The organism is Nocardia sp. JCM 34519.1, from assembly GCF_020361265.1.
Taxonomy (GTDB): Bacteria; Actinomycetota; Actinomycetes; order Mycobacteriales; family Mycobacteriaceae; genus Nocardia; species Nocardia arthritidis_A.
In genome coordinates this window covers 1,173,369-1,194,317 of sequence record NZ_JAIRBR010000001.1, presented here as the reverse complement: position 1 = coordinate 1,194,317, position 20,949 = coordinate 1,173,369, and the positions used below count along the sequence as shown (strand labels likewise).

The following is a 20,949-nucleotide window of genomic DNA, read 5'->3' as shown; positions in this document are numbered from 1 at the left end:
CTAGGGAGGCGGCCTTCGTTATTGCGGCCGCTCGGTTCGGGCAGCATGGCCCCGGCCGAGGCAGGGGGATCTCAGCCGGGGCGGAAACCGAGCGTCCTGACAAGCCATTCGCGTCCATTCGTCTCCGTAAGAGGACACGAAACGGCGGCCGACCCGGTTCAGTTGAAGATGGTGAACCGGACGACCGAGGCGAGCCCGGCGATGAGGCAGTACGCCGCGAAGGGCAGCAGCGAGTTGGATTTGAAGTAGCGCTCGAGGAACTTCACCGCGAGCCAGGCGGCCACGCCGGCGACGATCGACCCGACCAGCACCTGGCCGAGGATGCCGTCACCCTGCGGGCCGGCCAGCGTCGGCAGCTTGAGCACGCCCGCCGCCAGGATGACCGGGGTGGCCAGCAGGAAGGCGAATTTGGCGGAATCCTCGTGGTCGAGTCCGCGTAGCAGACCGCCGACCATGGTCATGCCGGAACGGCTGATACCCGCGAACAGCGCACCCGTCTGGGCGAAACCGATGCCGAGCGCGTCCTTCACCGTGAGCCTTGCCAGCCTGGCCTCGCTTTCCTGCTCGGGACCCACGGGCAGACCCCGGGCGGACTGGGCCCGCGCCTCGGCCTCGGCGAAGGCGCGGCCGTATTCGGCCAGCGTCGGCTGGCTGCGCCTGCGCAGCACCTCACCCGCGATGAGCACGAAACCGTTGAGCGTCAGAAAGATGCTCGCCGCAAGGGGTTTCGCGAACAGGGTGCGCAGCGGATGTTCCAGCGCGAGTCCGAGCACGCCGACCGGGACCGTCGCCAGGATCACCAGCCAGGCCAGGCGCTGACTGGATGTTTCGATGCGGCGGGTGCGGAGCGTGGTGACGAAGCCGACGATGATGTCGACCCAGTCGCGCCAGTAGAAGCCGAGCAGCGCGAGCGCGGTGGCCACGTGTAGGCCGACCACGAACGCCAGGTACGGGGTGCCCTTGTCGGAGTCGCCCTGGGTCACCAGATCGCTCCACGACCCGCCGATCCAGGCGGGCACCAGCACCGAATGCCCAAGGCTGGAGATGGGAAAGAGTTCGGTTACGCCTTGCAGTGCGCCGATCACGACGGCTTGGAAGTAGGTCAGCATCGTGACAAAGCCTCGCATGCGCGCGTGCCGCGTGCGCGGCGGGTCGAGGCAACCGCGCGCGCCGTTTCCGCGTGCGATGCTGTGATCGTGGACGTGCTGGGACTTGGTCCGGTGCAGGTGTGGGCCGAGGGTCGGGCCGTCGCGATCGATCGACCGCTGGAGCGGGCTGTGCTGGTGCGGCTGGCGCTGGCCGACGGGGTTCCGGTGCCGGACGCGCGTTTGGCCGAGGATCTGTGGGGCGCCGAGATCGAGCGGCCGGTGCAGCGGCTGCGCGTGGTGGTTTCCCGCCTGCGCTCGACGCTCGGCCCGTACGCGGATGTCGTCGTGCGCACGCCCGCGGGTTATCGAACGGCGGCGGTGGTCGCGGATCTGCGGGCGGCGGAGTCGGCGGCGCAGCGAATGCACGCCGCCCGCCGCAGTGGGGATCTGGCCGCGGTGCGTGCGGCCGCGCGCGAATCCGTGGCCAACTGGCGCGGTGACGCGCTGGCCGATCTGCGGGCGATTCCCTTCGCGATGGCCGAGGGTGAGCGCCTTGACGATTGGCGGCTGCAGCTGACGGTCGCCGGTTTGACGGCCGATCTGGAGCTCGGCGCGGCCGGTGAGGTGCTCGCCGAGTTGAGCGGGTTGGTGACCAGACATCCGCTGCACGAACAGCTGTCCGGGCTGCTGGCGCTGGCGCTGTATCGCGCTGGGCGGCAAGGGGATGCGCTGGATCGGCTGGCCAGGTTGCGCCGCGCGCTCGCGGACGAGCTCGGCGTCGATCCGTCGCCGGATACCGCCGCGCTGGAGGCGCGCATCCTGGACCACGATCCGGCGCTGCACCCACCGCGAACCATCATTTCGGGCGGTGAAAACAACTCGGCCGCAACGCAATCCGGGCTGGTATCGGAGCCGGTGGTGGGTGCTCCCGATACCGTGTTCCTCGGGCGGAGCCGGGAAATCGCCACGCTGACAACACGTCTCGCGAAGGTGGGGCCGACGACGGTGACCGGGGTGGCGGGCAGCGGCAAATCCCGGCTGGCCGTCGAATTGGCCCGTGCCGCGGCGGCTTCCGGGCGGCCGGTGGTGTTCGTCGAGTTGGCGCCGCTGGCCAAGCCGCAGGATGTCGCGCCCGCCGTGCTCGCCGCGCTCGAATCCGCCGGTCTGCTCGACGATTCCGCGGATCCGGGCGACCCGTTGGCCGCGATCGCGGCGGCGCTCGGAGCCGGATCGCCGAATGTCACCGCCGCGCATACGCCGCCGCTGCTGGTGCTGGACAATGTCGAGCACGTCATCGATGCCGCGACCGGAATAGTCGGCGCCGCAACGGGTTCGAGCATCCTGGTGACCTCGCAGTCGTCCTTGCCGATCCCGGGTGAGACGGTGTATCCACTCGGGCCGCTGGAGCGCGGGGTCGCGGTCGAGCTGTTCGCCGAGCGCGCCGGGGTGCGCGGTTTGCTCACCGCGGCCGAACGCGATGATGTGGTGCACATCTGCGCGGCCGTCGACTGGCTGCCGCTCGGCATCGAACTCGCCGCCGGTCTCACCAGAGCCATGACGATTTCCCAGGTGGCCAAGCGCATCGATGATCGGGTGCGGCTGCTGGTCGGCGGCGCACGGGACGCGGGCGGCGGGCGGCACACCAGCCTGCGGGTGGCGCTGGACTGGAGTTATGAACTGCTCGCCGAGCGCGAGCGCACGGTCCTGCGCCGATTCGGCATCTTCGCGGGCGGCTGCACCCTGGAGGCGGCCGAGGCGGTGCTGCCCGGCGCGGATCTGGACGTCGGCGATATCGCGCCCGCACTGGCGGATCTGGTCAATCGCAGTCTCATAACGGTCCAATCCGACGGCGGTGCAAAGCGTTTCGCGCTGCTGGAAACCGTCCGCGACTATTCGCTCGCCCGGCTCGCCGAGGCCGGTGAGACCGAACGGCTGCGGGCGTTCCAACTCGAATGGTGCCGGAACCTGGTGGAGACGGCCGAAACGACCGCGGGCGCCACCTCCGCCGACGCGGTGGCCGCGGTATTCGCCGAATGGCCGAATATCCTTGCCGCGCTGGAGAATGCGCCGGGTACGCCGCGGGCGGCCGAAGGTCTGCGGCTGGCGATCGCCATGCATGTGCCGTGGCTGGCCCGCGCCCGGTTCGCCGAGGCGTGCAGGCATTTCGCCGTACTGGTCGAGGTGCCTGATCTGGCGCCCGCGGAACTGTCACAGGGCCTGTGCCACTACGGTTTTCACCTCCTGATGGCAGGTGATCTGGACGCGGCGGCCGAACAACTGGCGCGCGCGGCCGTACTCGCCGAACCGCTGGATGATCTGGAATTGGCCCAGACCGTGCGCTACTACCAGGGCATCATCGATATCGAACGGGCCAGCCTGCGCTCCGGAATCGACCATCTCCGGCTCGGTGAACGCTTGGCAGACCGGGAAACTCAGGCCTCATCGTTCGCCGACGCGCTGGGCAGCGCGCTGCTCTACTCCGGCGACGCCGCGGCCGCGCTCGCGGCCTACCGGCGGTCTATCGAGGTTGACAAGGCATACGACAACGAGCACGGGCTGTCCCGCGGGTTCAGCAATGAGGCGCGGGCGCTGCTCGAACTGGGCGATTTCGCGACGGCGCTGTCCGTCGTCGAACGGTCCGACTACTACGCGCGCCGACTCGACGACCGGCAGATCCTGCCGCTGAACGATCTGATCAGGGCGGGTGTCGCAGCCGCGGAAGGGCAGCTCGACGCGGCCGAATCGTATTGTCGCGCCGCGTATGCGCACGAGGGAGACGCGTCCGGGATGGCGCGGGCGGAACTCGCCGGCGTGCTGATCGCGAAGGGCGAACTGGACGAGGCGCAGCGGCTGCTCACCGAATTCGTCGCAGAGGCCAAGGGGATTCCGCTACTCGCGGCGCGCACGGTGCGTGTCACGCTGCTGCGTGCCCGTGGTGCGGTCGAGGCGGCGGATGAGCTGGCCGCGCAATTGCGGACCGAGTGCGCGACGACGGGATTCGGCTGGCGCCGCTACGTGGATCGGTTGACCCCGGAAGGGTGAAGCGCCCGCCCTGTGGATATCGCCCGCGGGAAGATCGCCGACTTGTGGATAACTTCGTCCGCTCAGCGGTTGCGGCCGGGTCATCGGCCGTTTCCGTGGCGGAACGGCCGGTCGGTCGAGGGTGACCTGAGTCGACGAGTGCAGTAGCGTCAGGAAGAGATCCACGCCGTGAAGACCATGTACGAACTTCGACCTAGGAGACGACGACATGTCATACCCGACCGGGGGCTCCGGGTACAACGCACCCGCGCCGACGCCCGCAACACCGCCCAGCTTCGCTCAGCAGGGTGGTACCAGTGCCGGTTCGAGCGCGGCCGGTAAGGGTTTGCCTTTCTTCCTGACGATCGGCGTCCTTGCGCTCGGTGTGATCAACTTCCTGCTCGGTTTCCTGCCCTACGCGACCAGCTCCGTCGTCCGCACGAGTAAGACGGTCAGCCTGTTCGACGGCGGTATCGGATTCGGTTCCCCGCTGCTGACGGTCGCGCTCGCGGCCGGCGTGCTGGCCGGGCTCTCGATGCTGCCCAAGCAGCAGTGGGCGGGTGCGGCTGCGGCGCTGTCCGTCGCCGCGTTCGTCGGCCTGCTGTTCCAGTCCTTCAAGCTGGGCGACAACGTCAAGCTGGAGTGGGGCGCCTACGTCGTGCTGTTCCTGCTGTTCGTGCAGGCCGCGCTGGCGGTGGCCGTCGTGCTGTTCGAATCCGGGGTGCTGGCCGCGCCGGCGCCCAAGCCCGCCGGATACGGCCAGGGCGGTTACGGACAGCAGTACGGTCAGCAGGCCTTCGGTCAGCAGTCCTACCAGCAGGGTCAGTCGCCCTACGGGCAGCAGTCGTACGGCCAATCCGGATACGGCTCCCAGTACGGACAGGGCCAGCAGGCGGGTTACGCCGCCCCGCCCACCCAGCAGTACCAGGGCCAGCCCGCCGGCTACGGCCAGCAGCCCGCGGGTTACGGTGCGCCGCAACAGCCTTCGCCGTACGGCGGATCGCAGACCGGTCAGCAGGAGGCGGCGGCCACCCAGCACTTCGGCGCCGCCCAGCCGGGGCAGCAGCAGCCATACGGTTCGCTGAATTTCGGTCAGGGCCAACAGAGTTCGGCGCAGCCCGCCGGCCAGACGAGTCAGCCGAACCAGCCGTTCGGCTCGGAGAAGACGTCGGATCCGTCCTCGGACCCCACGCACACCTTCCGGCCGTCCGACGAGAACAAGTAATAGAACGGCGCGCCTCCCGCTGCCTGCCGGGGGAGCTGCCACGCTGAATTGTCATGAGCTCCCCCAGAAATTCGCTCGTGCGCCGCGCCGCCGAGCCGCACCGGGATCCTGATCCGGGGCGTGGCGGTCGTGGCGCCGAGGCCGACGAGGCCGGGTTTCTGTCGCTGACCCCGGAGCGGGCCAAGGTGCTGCTGCTGGTCGCGGCGCGGCCCGCGGCCTACGCGTTGATCGTCATCACGGTGCTGGTGCTCGTCACGCTGCTCACCTCGGGTGGCGGCATGGCGGGCGTCTCCGGTGCGATCGCCGCGAGTTGGCTTGCCGCACATCAGGTTCCGCTTGTCATCGGGAAGACGACGCTGGGCCTGCTGCCGTTGCTCGCGACGGCGCTGCTGCTCTGGCTGGTGGCCAGGGAATGCGCGGCGGCGGTCGAGCCGGGGGCGTCCCGGGCGGATCTGGGCTGGATCGTCGGGGCGGCGCTCGGCGGGCCGCTGCTGATCACCGCGGTCTGTCTGGCCGTCGCCGAGGACGCGTCGGGGGTCATCGCGCTGCAACCGCCGCACACCCTCGTGGCGTTCGGCTGGGTCGCCGGACTGCATCTCGTCGCGGCGGCCGCCGGTATCGCCGGGCGCAGCAAGCCGGAGTTGATCGCGCTGGTGCGCCCGCCGGAGTGGGTGATCGCCGCGATATTCGCCGCGGGCCGCACCGCGGCGCGGCTGCTGGCCTGCGCCACCGCGATCACCGTGCTCTCCTTTCTCGCGCACTGGTCGCGCATCGGCGAGACCTACCGCGGCGCGGGCAATGCCGCCGGGTTCATCGGGTTGAGCGTGCTCTCGCTCGCCTATCTGCCGAATGTGGTGCTGCTGGCCACGGGAGTGTTGGTCGGTGCCGGTGCGCAGTTCGGTGCGGCGTCGGTGGGGCTGTTCGACGTTGTCGGCGGGCCGATTCCGGCGGTGCCGGTGCTGGCCGCGGTACCGGAGGGTCCGGCGGCGGGCTGGTGGGTGGTGCTGCTGGTGGCGCCGGTCGCGGTCGGCGTGCTCGGCGGTCTGGATTGCGGGCGCACCTCGCAGGATCGGGCCACCGCGCCTTGGGCGACGCTGACCTCCGCGGCATTGGCCACGCTGCTGCTGACCGTGCTCGCCGCGATCGCGGGCGGCGAACTCGGCAACTTCGGTCATATCGGTGTCGAACTGCCGCTTTTCGTGATGCTCACCTTCGCGCTGCTCGCCGTGCCCGGCTATCTCGGATTGCTGTTCGCCCGCTGGTTCGTGGTGCCGGTCGAATCGCCGTACGTTGCAGACTCGTACGAATACGCGGACGACGACTACGAAGACGACGACTACGAACGCGACGACTACGAACGCGACGACTACGACGACGATCGCGACTACCCCGAAGACGACCCCTACTTCGACGATGAGCGCTACACCGACTACGACGGCCCCGACCTGCACGTAGAGGTGGACGGCGAACTCGTCGAGGAGCAAATGGCCATCGGCGCAACCAAATCCGCCGATGACGCACACGACATCGTCGACGCCGAGGTGGTCGAGGGCGATCTGCCGAGCGGCGACCACAAGGCCTAGCCCCGGCTACCGCCGAACGCCCGTCCAATCGCGCCGACTAGGCTCTACCGCGGCGGTTCGTCCAGCCGTCTTCCGGACCTACAACGCAGGAGTAGAGCGCTGACCCCGCATGCCCAGTGGGTGCCCGCAGCGGCCCCGGCCACCGTCGTCGTGCTCGCCTCGGGCACCGGGTCGCTGCTGCGCGCGTTGCTCGACGCGGCCGCGGCGCCGGACTATCCGGCGCGGATCGTCGCGGTCGGCGTCGATCGGGCCTGCCAGGCCGTCGCGCACGCCGAGGCCGCGGGCATTCCGCATTTCACGGTGGCGCTCAACGACTTTCCCGATCGTGCCGCCTGGGATGCGGCACTGACCAAGGCGGTCGCGGACCACGCGCCCGATCTGGTGGTCTCGGCCGGGTTCATGAAAATCCTCGGCCCGTCCTTCCTGGATCAGTTCGGCGGGCGGATCATCAACACCCATCCCGCGCTGCTGCCGTCCTTCCCCGGCGCGCACGGGGTGCGTGACGCACTCGCCTATGGCGTGCGGGTCACCGGGTCGACGGTGCACCTGGTGGACGCGGGTGTCGACACCGGGCCCATCCTTGCGCAGGAGGCGGTGCCGGTGCTGCCCGATGACGACGAGGCGACCCTGCACGAGCGCATCAAGATTGTCGAGCGACGGTTGCTGGCGGAGGTTGTCGCCGCCGTCGCGACGCGAGGCATTGTCTCCGACGGACGAAAGGCAGTTATTCCCCGTGAGCACAGTTGAACGCAAGCCCATCAGCCGGGCGCTGGTCAGTGTCTACGACAAGACCGGACTGATCGAGCTGGCGACCGGCCTGCATGCCGCGGGTGTCGAGCTCGTCTCGACCGGTTCGACCGCGAGCCGGATCGCCGACGCGGGCATTCCGGTCACCAAGGTCGAGGATCTGACCGGTTTCCCGGAGACGCTCGACGGTCGGGTCAAGACGTTGCACCCGAGGGTGCATGCGGGCATTCTCGCCGACACCAGGAAGGCGGAGCACGTCGATCAGCTCGTCGAACTGGGCGTCGAGGCGTTCCAACTGGTGGTGGTGAACCTCTACCCGTTCACCCAGACCGTGGCGAGCGGGGCGTCGATCGATGAGTGCGTCGAGCAGATCGATATCGGCGGTCCGTCCATGGTGCGTGCCGCGGCCAAGAACCATCCTTCGGTGGCCGTCGTGGTCGATACCGGCGACTACGATCGGGTGCTCGCGGCCGCGCAGCAGGGCGGTTTCACGCTGGCCGAACGAACGGCATTGGCCGCCAAGGCTTTCCAGCACACCGCCACCTACGATGTGGCCGTCGCCAGCTGGATGACCAATGTCGCGGTGCCCGCGGTGGAACCCGAAGGGGCGCAGCGTTTCCCGGCCTGGATCGGGGCCACCTGGAACCGCGGCTCGGTGCTGCGCTACGGCGAGAACCCGCACCAGGCCGCGGCGCTCTACACCAATGAGGCCGGGCCGGCCGGTCTGGCACAGGCAAAGCAGTTGCACGGCAAGGAAATGTCGTACAACAACTACACCGACGCCGACGCGGCATGGCGGGCCGCATTCGACTTCGACGAGCCCGCCGTCGCCGTCATCAAGCATGCGAATCCGTGTGGGATCGCGATCGGCGCGGATATCGCCGAGGCGCACCGCAAGGCGCACGCCACCGATCCGGTGTCCGCGTACGGCGGTGTGATCGCGGCCAACCGCGAGGTGTCGGTGGAGATGGCCGAACAGGTCGCCGACATCTTCACCGAGGTGATCGTCGCGCCGTCCTACGCGAACGGTGCGGTGGAGGTGTTGCAGCGCAAGAAGAACGTGCGGGTGCTCGTCGCCGAACCGGCACAGCGCAAGGGCGCGGAGCTGCGCCCGGTGAGCGGCGGTGTACTGCTGCAGGACCGGGACATCCTGGACGCCGATGGCGACAGCGCGGCCGATTGGACGCTGGCGGTCGGTGAACCCGCCGACGAGGCGACCCTGCGTGATCTCGAATTCGCTTGGCGCGCATGCCGTGCTGTGAAGTCGAACGCGATCCTGCTGGCCGCCGACGGGGCCGCCGTCGGCGTCGGCATGGGTCAGGTGAACCGGGTCGACTCCTGCAAGCTCGCGGTCGAGCGCGCCGGTGACCGGGCCAAGGGTGCGGTGGCCGCCTCCGACGCCTTCTTCCCCTTCTCCGACGGCCCGGCGATCCTGATCTCCGCCGGTGTTCGCGCGATCGTGCATCCGGGCGGCTCGATCCGGGACAAGGACACGATCGATCTCTGCCGCGAGGCCAATGTGACGCTGTATCTCACCGGGTCCCGTCACTTCGCGCACTGAGGTAATCACAGGTCGAGCCCGGTCCGGAAGCAGTTCCGGCCGGGCTCGATTCGCTTGGGTCAGTTGTCCTGCGCCGTCGGCGTTTCGGGTTCCGCGGTGGTTTCGGCTTTTTTGGTATTGCCCTCGAGGGTCTCGGCGGCCTCGTCGGTGTCAGAGGCGGTGTCTTCGCGACCCTTGAGCAGGCCCTTGAGCTTGTCGAGCACTGACATGAGCATGACCTTTCCAGTGGCAGAGCGGATCGGGTGGGGCGAGTATCGCAGGGTTGTCCCGGCGGCACGCGGTAGGTGCGCGGAAGAGTTTGGGATGCACGGTAATTCGTGCCGACCGTACGGAATTTTCCGATAGCCGCAGTACCGCAAACGCGGTTCCGGTCTGTTCGTCTGGGCCGACAATCCGACCGTTCAGACCCCTGATCGGCTCGCGGGTGCCATCGCCGGGCGGCTTCGGGTGATGGCACAGCGGACCTGGAATCCGGTTGGACCGGTCAAGATCTCGCGCATCCCCGCAGCTACCGGGCTCGTGCCGATGCGGTCGGCGAATCCGTGCCGTTGCGATTACACCGCGCTCAGCACCTGCCGATTGCCCAGCGGTGACTTCAGCGGCAGCTCCAGCGTCCCGAAGACGGCGATCATGGTGCACATCCGTCCGGTCGCGTCGGCGCGGGTCCCCGAGCGCAATTCGACGGTGACCGCCTTATCGGTCTCGGTCACCGATGCGTCGACGCCGTAGCATTCCGGCGCACCGACCTGGAAGTTGACCGCGATCTTGTCCTCGGCCACCTTGCGCCACGACTCGAACGAGATCGGGTGTGCCCCAACGATTGTCGGGTCGGCGGTGAATTCGCGGCCGATCGAGCTCTTGGTCTCCGGCACCGGGGTGTTCGCCGCGGAAGTGCGTTTGGCGCTCGTATTCGCCTGTGCCGCACCGTTATCCGAACCGCCACAGGCCGCGGTGGCGAGGCCGAGCAGTGCGGCGGCGAGCAGCACCGAGGCCCGTACGCAAGACTTCCGATTCATGGGCTCACCCTAGTTGAGTGGGTGCGGACCGGAACTGGTCGCCCGCCGCGGCCTTCCCAGCTAACCCACACGGGCACCGGCCGGTTTGTGCGCCAAGCCAACACGGCGACGCGGCTCACACAGTGAACTTTCCGCGAACCCTGCGCGTAATCCCTCCGCAATGGCGGCGAGAGCGTTAACTTAGGAATTGATGCCCGCCACGGTTCCTCCGGCGGCATCGATCTCTCTCGGATGTTCTGCACAGTAACTCTTCGAAAGGACGAACGTGGGCGACACGCTGCGCGTAGGAGAAGAACTGAAATCGGGTCAGTCCTTGACCGGCGGTGCGTACACTCTGACGCTGCAGCCGGACGGCAATCTGGTGCTGACCGAACCGAGCGGAAATGTGGTGTGGGCCACCCAAACTCACGATCAGGGCGTGGAGCGGGCGGTGCTGCAGGAGGACGGCAACTTCGTGCTCTACAAGGGCGATGGCGCCGCCTGGTCCACCGAGACCAATGGCAAGGATGTGGACCGGCTGCAGGTGCAGGCCGACCGGAACGTGGTGCTCTACGGCAAGGACGGCAGCGCGCTGTGGGCCTCCGGCACCAACACCGACAACCCGCTGCCCGCCCCGGAACCGGAGCAGGCCGCCGCACCCGCCGCCGAGGAGGTGCCGCCGCCCCCGCCCGCCGCGCAGACCTACACCGTCGAGCCGGGCGACACCCTCTGGGCCATCGCCGAACGCTTCTACGGTGACGGCAACCGCTACCAGGACATCGCGAACGCCAGCGGTATCGCCAACCCGGACGCGATCAATGTCGGCCAGGTGCTCACCATCCCGTAATCCGTTTCGGCACCCAACGAGCAAGGCCCCCGATGTCTCGCACATCGGGGGCCTTTTTCGTCCGGCTCAGCGGCTGGTGAACGGCAGCAGCGCCATCTCGCGGGCGTTCTTCACCGCGACGGCGACCTGCCGCTGCTGCTGCGGGGTGAGTCCGGTGACCCGGCGGCTGCGGATCTTGCCGCGATCGGAGATGAACGTGCGAAGCAGGTTCACGTCCTTGTAGTCGACCGTCTCCACGCCCGCGGCGATGAGCGGATTCTTCTTCGGGCGGCGGGCCTGTTCAGCGCGAACCTTCTTCGACGGTGCTCGCTTGACTGCCATATGACGGGTTCCTTCTCACGAGATCGTTGGTTGTCTACCAGCTCGATTTGTGCACGCCGGGCAATTCTCCCCGGTGGGCCATCTCGCGCACACGTACACGGGAGAGTCCGAACTTCCGCAGATGACCGCGCGGTCGTCCGTCCGCGGCGTCCCGATTGCGCAATCGTACCGGACTGGCATCGCGCGGCTGCCTGCGCAGTTCCCGCTCGGCCGCCGCACGCTGGTCCTCCGGGGTGCTCGGCCGGCGGATCAGTTCCTTCAGCTCGGCCCGGCGCGCAGCGTAGCGGGCGACGATCTCCCGGCGCCGCTGATTCTGAATGATCTTGGATTTCTTGGCCATTCAGCGCTCCTCGCGGAAATCGACGTGCTTGCGCACCACCGGATCGTATTTGCGCAGCACCATCCGGTCGGGATCGTTGCGCCGGTTCTTGCGGGTGACGTAGGTGTATCCGGTGCCCGCGGTCGATTTCAGCTTGATGATCGGACGCAGTTCGGTCGCTTTGGATGCCATGAAAAGCGTCCTCTCTCAGATCTTTTCGCCGCGGGCGCGCAGGCGGGCCACCACGGCCTCGATCCCGTCCCGGTCGATGGTCTTGATGCCTTTCGCGGAGACGTGCAGCGTGATGCGGCGGTCCTCGCTCGGCAGGTAGTAGGTCTTGCGCTGGATATTCGGGTTCCAGCGGCGGCTGGTCCGCTTGTGCGAATGCGAAACGGACTTGCCGAAGCCCGGCTTGCGCCCGGTGACCTGGCAGTGGGTCGACATGACGGCAGCCTCCTTCCGGCAGATGATAATCATTTTCGACAATGGTCGCTCGGCACTGTACCGTGATCGGCGAGCAAATGAAAACCATTGTCGAAAGGGGTATCGGTGGTTGCGCCTGATCCCATCTCGCCCGTGGCCGACCGCAGAACTCCGCTGGTGCTGGTCGCGGGCTTCGCCGGGCGCGCGGCGATCGGTGCGGAACGCACGGCTTCGGCGCTGTGCGGCGCCCGGCCGCCCGCCGCGGACCATCCGCCCGGCACCGTCGTCGTCCGGCACGACCTGAGCCGCCTGCGCGAGGGCATCGTGCACCGCACCGTCCGCGATGCCGCGCGGGAGACCGCGACCGTGCTGGAGCTGGCGCACGGCTGCGTCTCCTGCACGCTGCGACTGGACCTGTTGCCGCTGCTATGTCGGCTCGCCGCCCGCGACTCGGTGAATCGCATTGTGCTGGAACTGGATCCGGCCTTCGAGGCGGAGGCGATCTGTCACGCCATCGAGCACGTCGTCGTGAGCGGCGTCGTCGGCAGGGTGGACGGGCCAGCCGCGCGCGACGTCCGCGTCGAGGCCGTGCTCACCTGCCTGGACGCCGACAACTGGCTGGCCGACGCCACCGGCGAGGACACCCTCGCCGAACGCGGGCTCGCGCATGCCGACGACGAACGCACGGTCGCCCAGCTCGCCGTCGGTCAGGTCGAATTCGCCGATGCCGTAATCGCTTTCGGACCGGCGGGCGATCCGGTGGATCGCGGCAGGCTGGCCGCGGTGCTCACCCGGCTCGCGCCCGACGCGCCGGTGGCCTGGGTGGACGAGCCCGACCGGCTCACCGCGGGACAGGTGGCGGCTTTGCTCGCCCGCATTCCCGCACACGCCCGGCGTGGCAGGATCTTCGACGCGCACGCGCCGCTGCTGCGCGGGCAGCCGCCGCTCACCGGCGATTTCGGGGTGCAGCTCATGGAATTCGCGGCACGCCGCCCGTTCCATCCGGCGCGGCTGCACGAGGCGCTGGACGTGCTGTTCGACGGTGTGGTTTCCGCGCGCGGCCGCATCTGGCTGGCCACCCAACCCGACGAGGTGGTGTGGTTGGAGTCCGCGGGCGGCGGGCTGCGGGTCGGCGGGGCCGGACGCTGGCTGGCCGCGATGTCGGAAGACGAACTGGCGCAAGAGGATCCGGAACGGCGCGCGCTCGCGGCCCTGCGCTGGGACGACGACTTCGGCGACCGAGACAGCTCGCTGGTGATCCTGGTGCACGACGCCGATCCGGCCGATATCCGGCAGGCGTTGCACTGGGCGCTGGTCGAGGACGACGAACTGGACCTGGTGCGCCGCGCGCCCGAACTGGTGGCGCGATGGGATGACCCCTTCGGCGCATGGCACACCGATCCCTGCGAATCGACCGCGGAAGACGTTGCCGCACAGCAAAGCCCGAGAGGAGAGGCGAAATGAAAGCAGGTATCCATCCCGACTACCACCCGGTGGTCTTCGAGGATTCCAGTACCGGAAAGCAGTTTCTGACCCGTTCCACCGCCACCAGTGCGCGGACCGTGCAGTGGCCGGACGGCAATACGTATCCGCTGCTGGTGGTCGATGTGACGGCCGACTCGCATCCGTTCTGGACCGGCGCGCACCGCGTGCTCGACACGCAGGGCCGGGTGGAGAAGTTCGAACGCAAGTACGGCAGGCGAATCCGCCGCGGGCAGGAGGGCTGACATGGCGGTACCGAAGCGCAGGATGTCGCGGTCGAATACGCGCAGCAGGCGCGCGCAGTGGAAGGCGGCGCCGGTGGATCTGGTGCCGATCACCGTCGGCGGCGTCGTGCATCGGGTGCCGCGCAGGCTCGTCGCCGCGATCAGGCGCGGTTTGATCGATCCGGCGCGGCTCTGAGTCGATTCGGCTCGTCATGGGCGCTGAACGCGCGCGATGCTGGGCCGAACGTGACGATCTGATGATCGGATGAATTCGGGTTGATGACGATCACTGTTTCTGGCAACCGGTAAGTTACCGGTACGCCAGCTACTACGTGGTTCCTTGCTCGTCGCATGATTGCGGACTGATTGCTAAAATGTGAAATACCTACTGAGAGTTGGTTTTTGACAGGTGTAAAAGTCCCCTTGAAGTGATGCGAACGCAACAGGACGCCGGTACTCTCGTCGTCGAGGGCGGGTTCTCCCGGTTCCCGGCGAGAACCCGCTCATCGCCAAAAGTCCGGCCCCTCGGCCACCCCAATTCGCCTGGCGCGCTACGCATCCGCTTTGTCGTGCGGTATCGACTCGTTCTCGACCGTCGCAAGCCGTTGCGGCCCCGGCAAACCGGGCAAGTCGGACAGTAGCGCCGTCAATCTGGACGCCACCAGCGCGGCCGGTTCCTCCAGCAGCGAGAGCGGCCACGGTAGCCGCCCGCCGCGCAGCTGCCGCAGCCGATCGGCGAGTTCGGCCGCCGTGGTCTCCAAATCGCCTATTTCCTTGCGTAATTCGTCGATCTGTCCGCGTAGCGCGGTGGATTCGGCCGCCAATTGATCGATGCCGTGCCGTGCCGAGGCCAGCTGGGCCTGGATATCGCGCAAAACGGCGTCCTGCTCCGGAGTCAAGTCCGGTCCCTCCTCGAAATACCGAAACGCATGTCGCCCACTGTAAGTGGGCCATCACCCCGGCACATCGGCATCGCCGAACCGCGCAAATCTCACCGGCCGGACTGGTTCACTAGTGGGTGGCTCGCGTGACGAAATACTCAATTCGAAACGGAGATGACCTATGCCCGTACACAATGCGGCCTGGCCGCAGGGGACGCCGTGCTGGATCGATTGCCAGGTGAACGACCCGGTCAAGGCCGGCCGGTTCTACGGCGAACTGTTCGATTGGGTGCTGCAGGACGGCGGTCCTGACGCGGGCGGTTACCTAATGGCGTCGAAAGATGGTGCGGCGGCGGCCGGAATCGGGCCGAAGCCGTCCGCACTGGCCGGGATGCCGTCGGGGTGGACCACCTATATCGCGGTGGACGACGCCGACGCCAGCGCCGCGGCGGTACGGCGGGCGGGCGGCAAACTGGTGCTGGAAACCTTCGACGTGATGGAGTTCGGCAGGATGTTCGTCGGTGAGGATCCCGGCGGCGCGATCTTCGCGGTGTGGCAGGCCAGGGCGCACAACGGCGCCGCACTGCACAACGAGCACGGCGGCTACGCCTGGAACGAGCTGCATACCCGCGAGTACGACCGGTCCAAGGTCTTCTACCACGACGTATTCGGTTACCGGTATACCGAATACGACTTCGGCGACACCGCATACGTCGCGTTCACCCCGCCCGGACGCACCGAGGTGGTCGGCGGCATCAGCGACGATTCGGCGGTGGCCAAGGCCGCATCGTCCTACTGGCTCACCTGGTTCCAGTACGACGATGTGGATGCCGGCGCGAAAAAGGCGCTGGGACTTGGTGGTTCGGTGCTGCAGGCGGCCGCCGACTCGCCGGTCGGTCGCACCGCGCTGATCGCCGCGCCGCAGGGTGAGGTGTTCGGCATCATCGACCCGAGCAAACGGGTGGGCGAACTGCCGAATCCGAACTGACGCACCATCATCCGGCGAACGTCCGCGGACGTTCGCCGGATCCGGCGAATCAGTTGGCGGTCGCGGTCGCGCCCCAGCCCGAATCGCGGCCGGGCGCGATCAGCACCGCCGAGATCGGCACCGCCAGCCCCAGCGAACCGACAACGAACATCGGGAAGACGAAATCGAACAGCGCCATCCCGGTCGGCGCGGGCACGGTCCGATCGACGTGTAGATCCATCGCCGCGATCGCGACGTAGTAGCTGGCGGCCACCCCGATGCCGAACAGCAAAGTCGTTGCGCCGCGCGCGAAGTGATTGCGATAGGTCTGGAACGACCACAGCGTGGCGAGCGCGGTGATCACCGCGACAGCCACCGAGATCCCGATCAGCCACAGCGCGATATTCACCGAACCCTGCACCCGCACCGAACTCACCCCGAGGTAGATGGTCGCTCCGGTGCCGAGACCCATCACCAAACCGCCCGCGATCAGCCACGGTGTTCTGCGAGTGCGCCCGATCAACGCCAGGCCCACCAGCACCGCCACCACCGCGACCACCATCGCGGTGATCAATTTTCCGGCGTCGTAACGGATCGCACCGTTGGGCACCTTCAATCCGAGCAGCGCCACCGCCATCGTCAGCCAAACACCGACGCCGCCAAGGGATACCGCGGCCGAGACCACCCAGACGATCCGGAACCGGGCCGAGCGCGCCCCGTTCAGCACGCAGGCCAGGCCGACAACGGTGCCGACCACCGAGACGATGAACGACAGCGCGGCCAGCCAGTAACCCATCGAAAACCGTTCGAACGACGCGCTTTCGGCGAGCATTCGGATCGAACCGTCAGGCATGCCTGGCGATCCCTTCCAGCTCGAGCGCCTTCAGCTGCGCTATCGCGTATTCGGTTACCGCGGCGAGCGACTGGCGCACCTCCATCGCGTTGCGCGCATCGATATCGACGATCGGCACCCCCTCACGGATCGAAAGCGCCTCGCGCAGTTCGGCGAGCGGGAAACGCGGCGCGTCCGGAAAGCGGTTGACCGCGATCAGGAACGGCAGCTTGCGCGCCTCGAAGAAGTCGACGGCCGCGAAACTGTCCTCCAGCCGCCTGGTGTCCACCAAGACCACCGCGCCGATGGCGCCGCGAATCAGGTCGTCCCACATGAACCAGAACCGGCGCTGACCCGGCGTGCCGAACAGGTACAGCGTCAGATTTCCCGGCAGGATGATCCGGCCGAAATCCATGGCGACCGTGGTGGTTTCCTTCTCCGGCGTATCCGCCAGATCGTCGACCCCGTCCGAATACCTGGTGACCATCGCCTCGGTGCGCAGCGGCACGATCTCCGAAACCGCGCCGACGAAGGTCGTTTTCCCGACGCCGAAACCGCCGGCGACGACGATCTTGGTCGACGCGACCCGCTGCTCCGCGTCTTCTTGCCCGGCTGTCCCGGTGGGCCCGATCTTCCTATAAGGCACGGAGTCCACGCAATGTCCTCTCCATCAAAGAACGACGCTCGTCAAAGCTCGCTTGGTCGGTCAAGGTCGAATGCACGCGTAGCGCGCCGTCGACCACGAGATCACCGATCATCACCCGAACCATGCCGAGCGGACGATCCAGGTGTGCCGCGATTTCGGCGACGGACAGCCGGTGGACGCCCAATCGCAGGATCTCGGTACGGATATCGCCGATCGGCCACTCCATGTAAGCGCTGTAATTGACGGTTTCGATGACCGCTTCCAGCGGTAGGTCGACCGCAGGTTCGGTACGCCCCGAGGTGAGGGCGTACGGCCGGACGCGAGTTGTTGGTCGATGTGGTCCGGAACCGTGTTGGCTGACCATCTCACGCTCAGACGGCGGTGCGGGCCGTGGCGGTGACCACGGAGCCCACTCGATCGACAAGCAGCGCCATCTCGTAACCGATGCGGCCGATATCGTGCGACTTGTTGGCCAGCACGGCCAGGTGCGAACCATTGCCGACGCTCATGACGAGCAGATAGCCGCGCTGCATTTCGACGATGGACTGCATCACCTTGCCGCCGTCGAACAGCGAGGCCGCGCCCGCCGCGAGACTCGCCAGACCGGCGGTCACCGCCGAAAGTTGTTCGGCCCGATCGCTCGGCAGGTGCGGGCTGGTGGCCTGCAGCAGGCCGTCCGCCGAAACCAGAACGGCGTGGGAAACCCCCGGTACGTCGCGGGTGAAGCGGGCGACCAGCCAGTTCAGGTTCTCATCCGTGCTGTTCGCGTTGGTCATGCAAGCCCTCCGTCGTTGTACTGCGCATTGGCCCGCCCGCTGCGGACCCCACTGAGATGTCTCGTCAGGTTGCTCCGGATCTCCTCCGGATCGCGGATGCCCTGCTCATCCACCTGCGTGACGCCGCCAGGGACCAGTTGCGCGCCCGGCTTCCGGATCGGCAGGCCGCCGGCCGTTCTGCCGGTGGCGGTCGGGTGGCTGGCGTCCTCGGCGGCCAACCATCCGGCGTCGGCGGGCGAGGTCCACCCGTCCGCGGGCGCCTGCGTCGCCGCGGGTTCGACCAGCCACTCCGAGACCATGCGCTGGTAGATCGGGGTCGGCGAGGATCCGGCCACCGGCTGCAGCCGGGTGGATGTCGCCGAGGGTTCCTGCGCGGGCGCTGCCGTGTCCTCGGCCGGATCGAGCCTGCGCCGCTGCGGATCCGGGCCGCGCCGCGGCGAATCCGGGTCGGGCGCCCGGTTTTCCGAGATGGTCGGCAATTCGATCGGCCCGGAGCGTTCGGGCCGGTACGCGGTCGGCGGCTCGCGGTAGACGCGGCCGGTCGGCACCTCGTCGTCGTCCTTGATCTCGGCCCACATATCGGTCGGCGCCGGATCGGCATCGTCGAACAGGCTCTGCGGGCCGCTGAGCGATTGGGGAACAAGGGGTATCGGCTGCGAACCGCTGCCCGGCTCGGTGAACTGCGTCGGCGGGCCGAACGGTCCGGTCGGGAACTGACCGGAACCGGCCGGCGTCGAAATCGCGGGCTGATCCGGCGTTTCCGCTACCCGGATGGCCGGTTTGCGTTGTGGCAGACCGGAACTCGTCAGCCCGAAGAGGCCGGCTTCGCGCTGCTGCGCGCCGCTGTCGCGCTGACCCGACTGCGGCAGGTTCGGCACCGGAACCAGGGTGCGCGGCTGCTGCGCCGCGGCGGCGGACAGTTGCGGCGGTGCGGGCCTTGCGGATTCGACGGACAGCGGCGGCACGATTCCGGTCGGATCGGTGTCGTCGAGCGGCGGCGCCACCAGCGTGCCGGGCAGGTGCACGCTCGCGGTGATGCCCGGCTGCTGGCTCATCGTCGAGGTGCGGCGCAGGCCGACCGTTATGTTGTGCCGCTTCGCGAGCCTGCCGACCACGAAAAGGCCCATGCGGCGGGCGGTTTCGATGGTGACCTCACCACCGGAGGCGAGCCGGTCGTTGGTGGTGCGCAGATCGTCCTCCGCCATGCCGAGGCCGCGATCGGTGACCTCGATGAGGTAGCCGCCGTCCACCGCGCGCGCGACCGTCACCGCGACGGGGGTGGTCGGCGGCGAATAGCGCAGCGCGTTATCGATCAGCTCGGCGAGCAGATGTTCGATATCGACCGCGGGTTCTCCCGCGACGACGCCGTCGGGCACCGCGCCGATCTCGACCCGCTGATAGTCCTCGACCTGGGATACCGCGCTCCACAACATATCCGAGAGCGGCACCGGGTGCAGTTGGCCGCGGCGCAGCGCGGTACCGGCGAGCACCAGCAGGTTGTCACCGTTGCGGCGCATCCGGGTGGCCAGGTGGTCGAGGCGGAACAGGCTCTGCAGCCGTTCGGTGTCGTCCTCGTCGTGTTCCAGGTCCTCGATCAGCGCCAGCTGCTGTTCGACCAGCGATTGGCTGCGGCGCGAGAGGGTTTCGAACATATTCCCGATCTGCAGCCGCAGCCGGGCCTGCTCGGCGGCGAGATTGAGGGCCTGCTCGTGCATTTCGTCGACGGCGCGGGCCAGCTGGCCGATCTCGTCCGTGCCGCGCACGGCGACCGGCTCGATCTTCGGCGTGGTGCCGCCCGCGCGCACCACGGACAGCTCCTCGGGCAGTTTGGTGTGCGCGACCTCCAGCGCGTCGCGGCGCAGCCTGCGCACCGGCACCACCAGGGTGCGCGCCACCGCGAGGGCGAGCGCCAGACCGGCCAGCAGCATGCCGATGACGAGCGCGGCCTCGCGCAGCGCGTCGTTCTGTGAGGTCGAGGTGGCGTTGGCCAGCGATTTATCGATCTGGTCCGCCAGCTGGGCCGAGGTCTTGTCGTAGGTGTCGGAGCTGGTCTGCAGCGATTCGAGTACGGTCGGATTGCTGGTCGGGTCGCCGACGTTCTGGCTGAAGATGCCGAGCCGGGCCTGCACGGCCTCCATCAGCGGCTGCGCGAAGACCGCGTTCTCCGGCTTGATCATCGCGTAGGTGCCGATGATGGTCATCTCCGCGCCGGTGGTGGTGAGTACCCGCGGCCGCACGCTCGGGTTGTTGCCCGCCCCCGGTGCGGTGATCAGCAACCGCACCTGGGTCATGCTGCGCCGCGCCGTCTGGATCGCGCCCAACTGCAGGAAGTAGCGCTGCACGTTGATGTCGTCGATATTCGGCGCGTACGCGATGGCGTTGCCGGTGTGCCCGGCGATTTCGTCGGCCTGCTGGCCGAGCGCCGCCACCGAACCGGTGCGCAGGTTGTTGCGCATCGCGGTCGCGGTCGCGATGGCCGCCGACAATTCCTCGGTCGTCTTCGACAGCAGCCGGGTATTGTGCATCGCCGTTTGCAGGTCGGCTACCGACTGATCGAATTTGCCGAGGGCCGTATCGGTTTGCGGATCGGCCGCGTTGCCCCACGAGGCGGTGGTGACGACCGCGAGTTGTTCGGCCGCGGTATTGAACTTGACGATCGGACGGATGATGCTCGATTGCTCGGTGGCCGCGTCGAGTTGGCTCATGGTGCGCAGTTCGGTGTTGATCCGCAGCACCGCGAAGACCGTGGCCAGCAGCACGGGCAGGACCAGGACGATGCCAACCTTGCGGGTGACCGACCAGTTGTACAGGCTCAGTTGCCAGGGCCGCGGTGCAGCTTCCATCCGCTTCAGTCGCCTCCGCTTCGCCGGTGACCCCCCAGTCCGCGTGCCGCTGTTCATGTTTGGATTCAACGCGCAGAACCGACTAGAGGTCTTCTTTTTACCGGACGGAACATACCGCGCAGAGTGTTCGTCGGCAATCTGGGCGCGCGCCATCGCAATTGCTCGAAT

Annotated in this window: 23 protein-coding genes; 10 read left to right on the top strand and 13 right to left on the bottom strand. The window is 68.0% G+C overall.

Translation table 11 applies throughout. The annotated features are described in order from the left end of the window. Positions 1-158 precede the first annotated feature (158 nt). Positions 159-1,109: an undecaprenyl-diphosphate phosphatase gene (locus LGY53_RS05745; RefSeq protein ID WP_255664940.1), complete on the bottom strand. Its 951-nt coding sequence runs from the start codon at positions 1,107-1,109 to the stop codon at positions 159-161. Positions 1,110-1,196: 87 nt separating this feature from the next. Between LGY53_RS05745 and LGY53_RS05740 the strand changes: the two genes are divergently transcribed. The 5 genes from LGY53_RS05740 (at position 1,197) to purH (ending at position 9,225) form a co-directional block, all read left to right on the top strand. After that, positions 1,197-4,130 (top strand): BTAD domain-containing putative transcriptional regulator, encoded by a 2,934-nt coding sequence (locus tag LGY53_RS05740; RefSeq protein WP_225725550.1) that lies wholly within the window; start codon positions 1,197-1,199, stop codon positions 4,128-4,130. Between the two features lie 208 nt (positions 4,131-4,338). Continuing rightward, entirely contained in the window at positions 4,339-5,334 is a 996-nt protein-coding gene (locus tag LGY53_RS05735) for a DUF5336 domain-containing protein (protein WP_225725549.1), read from the top strand. 53 nt (positions 5,335-5,387) lie between these two features. Further along, positions 5,388-6,917, top strand: a complete 1,530-nt coding sequence (locus tag LGY53_RS05730; RefSeq protein WP_225725548.1) for a DUF6350 family protein — start codon at positions 5,388-5,390, stop codon at positions 6,915-6,917. 120 nt (positions 6,918-7,037) lie between these two features. Next, complete coding sequence (gene purN, locus LGY53_RS05725) at positions 7,038-7,664, top strand: phosphoribosylglycinamide formyltransferase (protein ID WP_225725547.1); 627 nt, start codon at positions 7,038-7,040, stop codon at positions 7,662-7,664. After that, positions 7,651-9,225: a bifunctional phosphoribosylaminoimidazolecarboxamide formyltransferase/IMP cyclohydrolase gene (gene purH, locus LGY53_RS05720; protein WP_225725546.1), complete on the top strand. Its 1,575-nt coding sequence runs from the start codon at positions 7,651-7,653 to the stop codon at positions 9,223-9,225. The genes purN and purH overlap by 14 nt, the downstream gene beginning before the upstream one ends. 59 nt (positions 9,226-9,284) lie before the next feature. Here the strand turns inward: purH and LGY53_RS05715 are convergent, their stop codons facing one another. Together LGY53_RS05715 and LGY53_RS05710 are read right to left on the bottom strand one after the other, a co-directional pair. Next, positions 9,285-9,434 (bottom strand): hypothetical protein, encoded by a 150-nt coding sequence (locus tag LGY53_RS05715; RefSeq protein ID WP_225725545.1) that lies wholly within the window; start codon positions 9,432-9,434, stop codon positions 9,285-9,287. Positions 9,435-9,779: 345 nt separating this feature from the next. Next, a complete protein-coding gene (locus tag LGY53_RS05710; RefSeq protein ID WP_225725544.1) occupies positions 9,780-10,241 on the bottom strand; it encodes a hypothetical protein in 462 nt (153 codons plus the stop codon). Positions 10,242-10,506: 265 nt separating this feature from the next. Here LGY53_RS05710 and LGY53_RS05705 point away from each other — a divergent pair, with 265 nt between their 5' ends. Further along, entirely contained in the window at positions 10,507-11,067 is a 561-nt protein-coding gene (locus LGY53_RS05705; protein WP_225725543.1) for a LysM peptidoglycan-binding domain-containing protein, read from the top strand. Positions 11,068-11,133: 66 nt separating this feature from the next. Here LGY53_RS05705 and rpsR read toward each other — a convergent pair whose 3' ends face one another. Genes rpsR through rpmB form a run of 4 tightly spaced genes read right to left on the bottom strand, consistent with a single transcriptional unit; the run spans position 11,134 to position 12,151 of the window. Beyond that, a complete protein-coding gene (gene rpsR, locus LGY53_RS05700; RefSeq protein WP_040695439.1) occupies positions 11,134-11,388 on the bottom strand; it encodes a 30S ribosomal protein S18 in 255 nt (84 codons plus the stop codon). A gap of 34 nt (positions 11,389-11,422) precedes the next feature. Then, positions 11,423-11,728, bottom strand: coding sequence for a 30S ribosomal protein S14 (gene rpsN, locus LGY53_RS05695; RefSeq protein ID WP_225725542.1), 306 nt, complete (start codon positions 11,726-11,728; stop codon positions 11,423-11,425). After that, positions 11,729-11,899 (bottom strand): 50S ribosomal protein L33, encoded by a 171-nt coding sequence (rpmG, locus tag LGY53_RS05690; protein WP_167478021.1) that lies wholly within the window; start codon positions 11,897-11,899, stop codon positions 11,729-11,731. It lies immediately after the preceding gene. 15 nt (positions 11,900-11,914) lie between these two features. Continuing rightward, on the bottom strand, positions 11,915-12,151 hold the full coding sequence (gene rpmB, locus LGY53_RS05685; RefSeq protein WP_225725541.1) for a 50S ribosomal protein L28: 237 nt from the start codon (positions 12,149-12,151) through the stop codon (positions 11,915-11,917). Between the two features lie 123 nt (positions 12,152-12,274). Between rpmB and mrf the strand changes: the two genes are divergently transcribed. Genes mrf through rpmF form a run of 3 tightly spaced genes read left to right on the top strand, consistent with a single transcriptional unit; the run spans position 12,275 to position 14,032 of the window. Next, positions 12,275-13,594, top strand: coding sequence for a ribosome hibernation factor-recruiting GTPase MRF (gene mrf / locus LGY53_RS05680; protein WP_225725696.1), 1,320 nt, complete (start codon positions 12,275-12,277; stop codon positions 13,592-13,594). Continuing rightward, positions 13,591-13,857, top strand: a complete 267-nt coding sequence (locus LGY53_RS05675; protein WP_225725540.1) for a type B 50S ribosomal protein L31 — start codon at positions 13,591-13,593, stop codon at positions 13,855-13,857. Before mrf ends, LGY53_RS05675 begins: the two co-directional genes overlap by 4 nt. 1 nt (position 13,858) lies before the next feature. Continuing rightward, positions 13,859-14,032, top strand: a complete 174-nt coding sequence (rpmF, locus tag LGY53_RS05670; protein ID WP_167478018.1) for a 50S ribosomal protein L32 — start codon at positions 13,859-13,861, stop codon at positions 14,030-14,032. Between the two features lie 355 nt (positions 14,033-14,387). Here rpmF and LGY53_RS05665 read toward each other — a convergent pair whose 3' ends face one another. Beyond that, a complete protein-coding gene (locus LGY53_RS05665) occupies positions 14,388-14,735 on the bottom strand; it encodes a hypothetical protein (protein WP_225725539.1) in 348 nt (115 codons plus the stop codon). A 163-nt stretch (positions 14,736-14,898) separates the two neighbouring features. Here LGY53_RS05665 and LGY53_RS05660 point away from each other — a divergent pair, with 163 nt between their 5' ends. After that, positions 14,899-15,705 (top strand): VOC family protein, encoded by an 807-nt coding sequence (locus tag LGY53_RS05660; RefSeq protein WP_225725538.1) that lies wholly within the window; start codon positions 14,899-14,901, stop codon positions 15,703-15,705. Between the two features lie 49 nt (positions 15,706-15,754). Here the strand turns inward: LGY53_RS05660 and LGY53_RS05655 are convergent, their stop codons facing one another. The 5 genes from LGY53_RS05655 to LGY53_RS05635 are packed head-to-tail and all read right to left on the bottom strand — an operon-like array spanning position 15,755 to position 20,781. Continuing rightward, positions 15,755-16,537 (bottom strand): MHYT domain-containing protein, encoded by a 783-nt coding sequence (locus LGY53_RS05655; protein WP_225725537.1) that lies wholly within the window; start codon positions 16,535-16,537, stop codon positions 15,755-15,757. Next, positions 16,530-17,162, bottom strand: coding sequence for an ATP/GTP-binding protein (locus LGY53_RS05650; RefSeq protein ID WP_225725536.1), 633 nt, complete (start codon positions 17,160-17,162; stop codon positions 16,530-16,532). The genes LGY53_RS05655 and LGY53_RS05650 overlap by 8 nt, the downstream gene beginning before the upstream one ends. Then, positions 17,152-17,526: a DUF742 domain-containing protein gene (locus LGY53_RS05645; RefSeq protein WP_167478014.1), complete on the bottom strand. Its 375-nt coding sequence runs from the start codon at positions 17,524-17,526 to the stop codon at positions 17,152-17,154. The genes LGY53_RS05650 and LGY53_RS05645 overlap by 11 nt, the downstream gene beginning before the upstream one ends. A gap of 7 nt (positions 17,527-17,533) precedes the next feature. Beyond that, entirely contained in the window at positions 17,534-17,938 is a 405-nt protein-coding gene (locus tag LGY53_RS05640) for a roadblock/LC7 domain-containing protein (protein WP_167478013.1), read from the bottom strand. Beyond that, the gene (locus LGY53_RS05635) at positions 17,935-20,781 is read right to left on the bottom strand and encodes an ATP-binding protein (RefSeq protein WP_225725535.1); all 2,847 of its coding nucleotides are present in this window, start codon (positions 20,779-20,781) and stop codon (positions 17,935-17,937) included. Before LGY53_RS05635 ends, LGY53_RS05640 begins: the two co-directional genes overlap by 4 nt. Positions 20,782-20,949: the final 168 nt, after the last annotated feature.

Excerpts from the sequence above, each read along its gene's own strand:
- LGY53_RS05745 (WP_255664940.1), bottom strand. The coding sequence starts at position 1,109 with ATGCTGACCTACTTCCAAGCCGTCGTGATCGGCGCACTGCAAGGCGTA.
- LGY53_RS05735 (WP_225725549.1), top strand. The coding sequence starts at position 4,339 with ATGTCATACCCGACCGGGGGCTCCGGGTACAACGCACCCGCGCCGACG.
- LGY53_RS05730 (WP_225725548.1), top strand. The coding sequence starts at position 5,388 with ATGAGCTCCCCCAGAAATTCGCTCGTGCGCCGCGCCGCCGAGCCGCAC.
- LGY53_RS05715 (WP_225725545.1), bottom strand. The coding sequence starts at position 9,434 with ATGTCAGTGCTCGACAAGCTCAAGGGCCTGCTCAAGGGTCGCGAAGAC.
- LGY53_RS05710 (WP_225725544.1), bottom strand. The coding sequence starts at position 10,241 with ATGAATCGGAAGTCTTGCGTACGGGCCTCGGTGCTGCTCGCCGCCGCA.
- rpsR (WP_040695439.1), bottom strand. The coding sequence starts at position 11,388 with ATGGCAGTCAAGCGAGCACCGTCGAAGAAGGTTCGCGCTGAACAGGCC.
- rpsN (WP_225725542.1), bottom strand. The coding sequence starts at position 11,728 with ATGGCCAAGAAATCCAAGATCATTCAGAATCAGCGGCGCCGGGAGATC.
- rpmG (WP_167478021.1), bottom strand. The coding sequence starts at position 11,899 with ATGGCATCCAAAGCGACCGAACTGCGTCCGATCATCAAGCTGAAATCG.
- rpmB (WP_225725541.1), bottom strand. The coding sequence starts at position 12,151 with ATGTCGACCCACTGCCAGGTCACCGGGCGCAAGCCGGGCTTCGGCAAG.
- LGY53_RS05675 (WP_225725540.1), top strand. The coding sequence starts at position 13,591 with ATGAAAGCAGGTATCCATCCCGACTACCACCCGGTGGTCTTCGAGGAT.
- rpmF (WP_167478018.1), top strand. The coding sequence starts at position 13,859 with ATGGCGGTACCGAAGCGCAGGATGTCGCGGTCGAATACGCGCAGCAGG.
- LGY53_RS05660 (WP_225725538.1), top strand. The coding sequence starts at position 14,899 with ATGCCCGTACACAATGCGGCCTGGCCGCAGGGGACGCCGTGCTGGATC.
- LGY53_RS05655 (WP_225725537.1), bottom strand. The coding sequence starts at position 16,537 with ATGCCTGACGGTTCGATCCGAATGCTCGCCGAAAGCGCGTCGTTCGAA.
- LGY53_RS05645 (WP_167478014.1), bottom strand. The coding sequence starts at position 17,526 with ATGGTCAGCCAACACGGTTCCGGACCACATCGACCAACAACTCGCGTC.
- LGY53_RS05640 (WP_167478013.1), bottom strand. The coding sequence starts at position 17,938 with ATGACCAACGCGAACAGCACGGATGAGAACCTGAACTGGCTGGTCGCC.
- LGY53_RS05635 (WP_225725535.1), bottom strand. The coding sequence starts at position 20,781 with ATGGAAGCTGCACCGCGGCCCTGGCAACTGAGCCTGTACAACTGGTCG.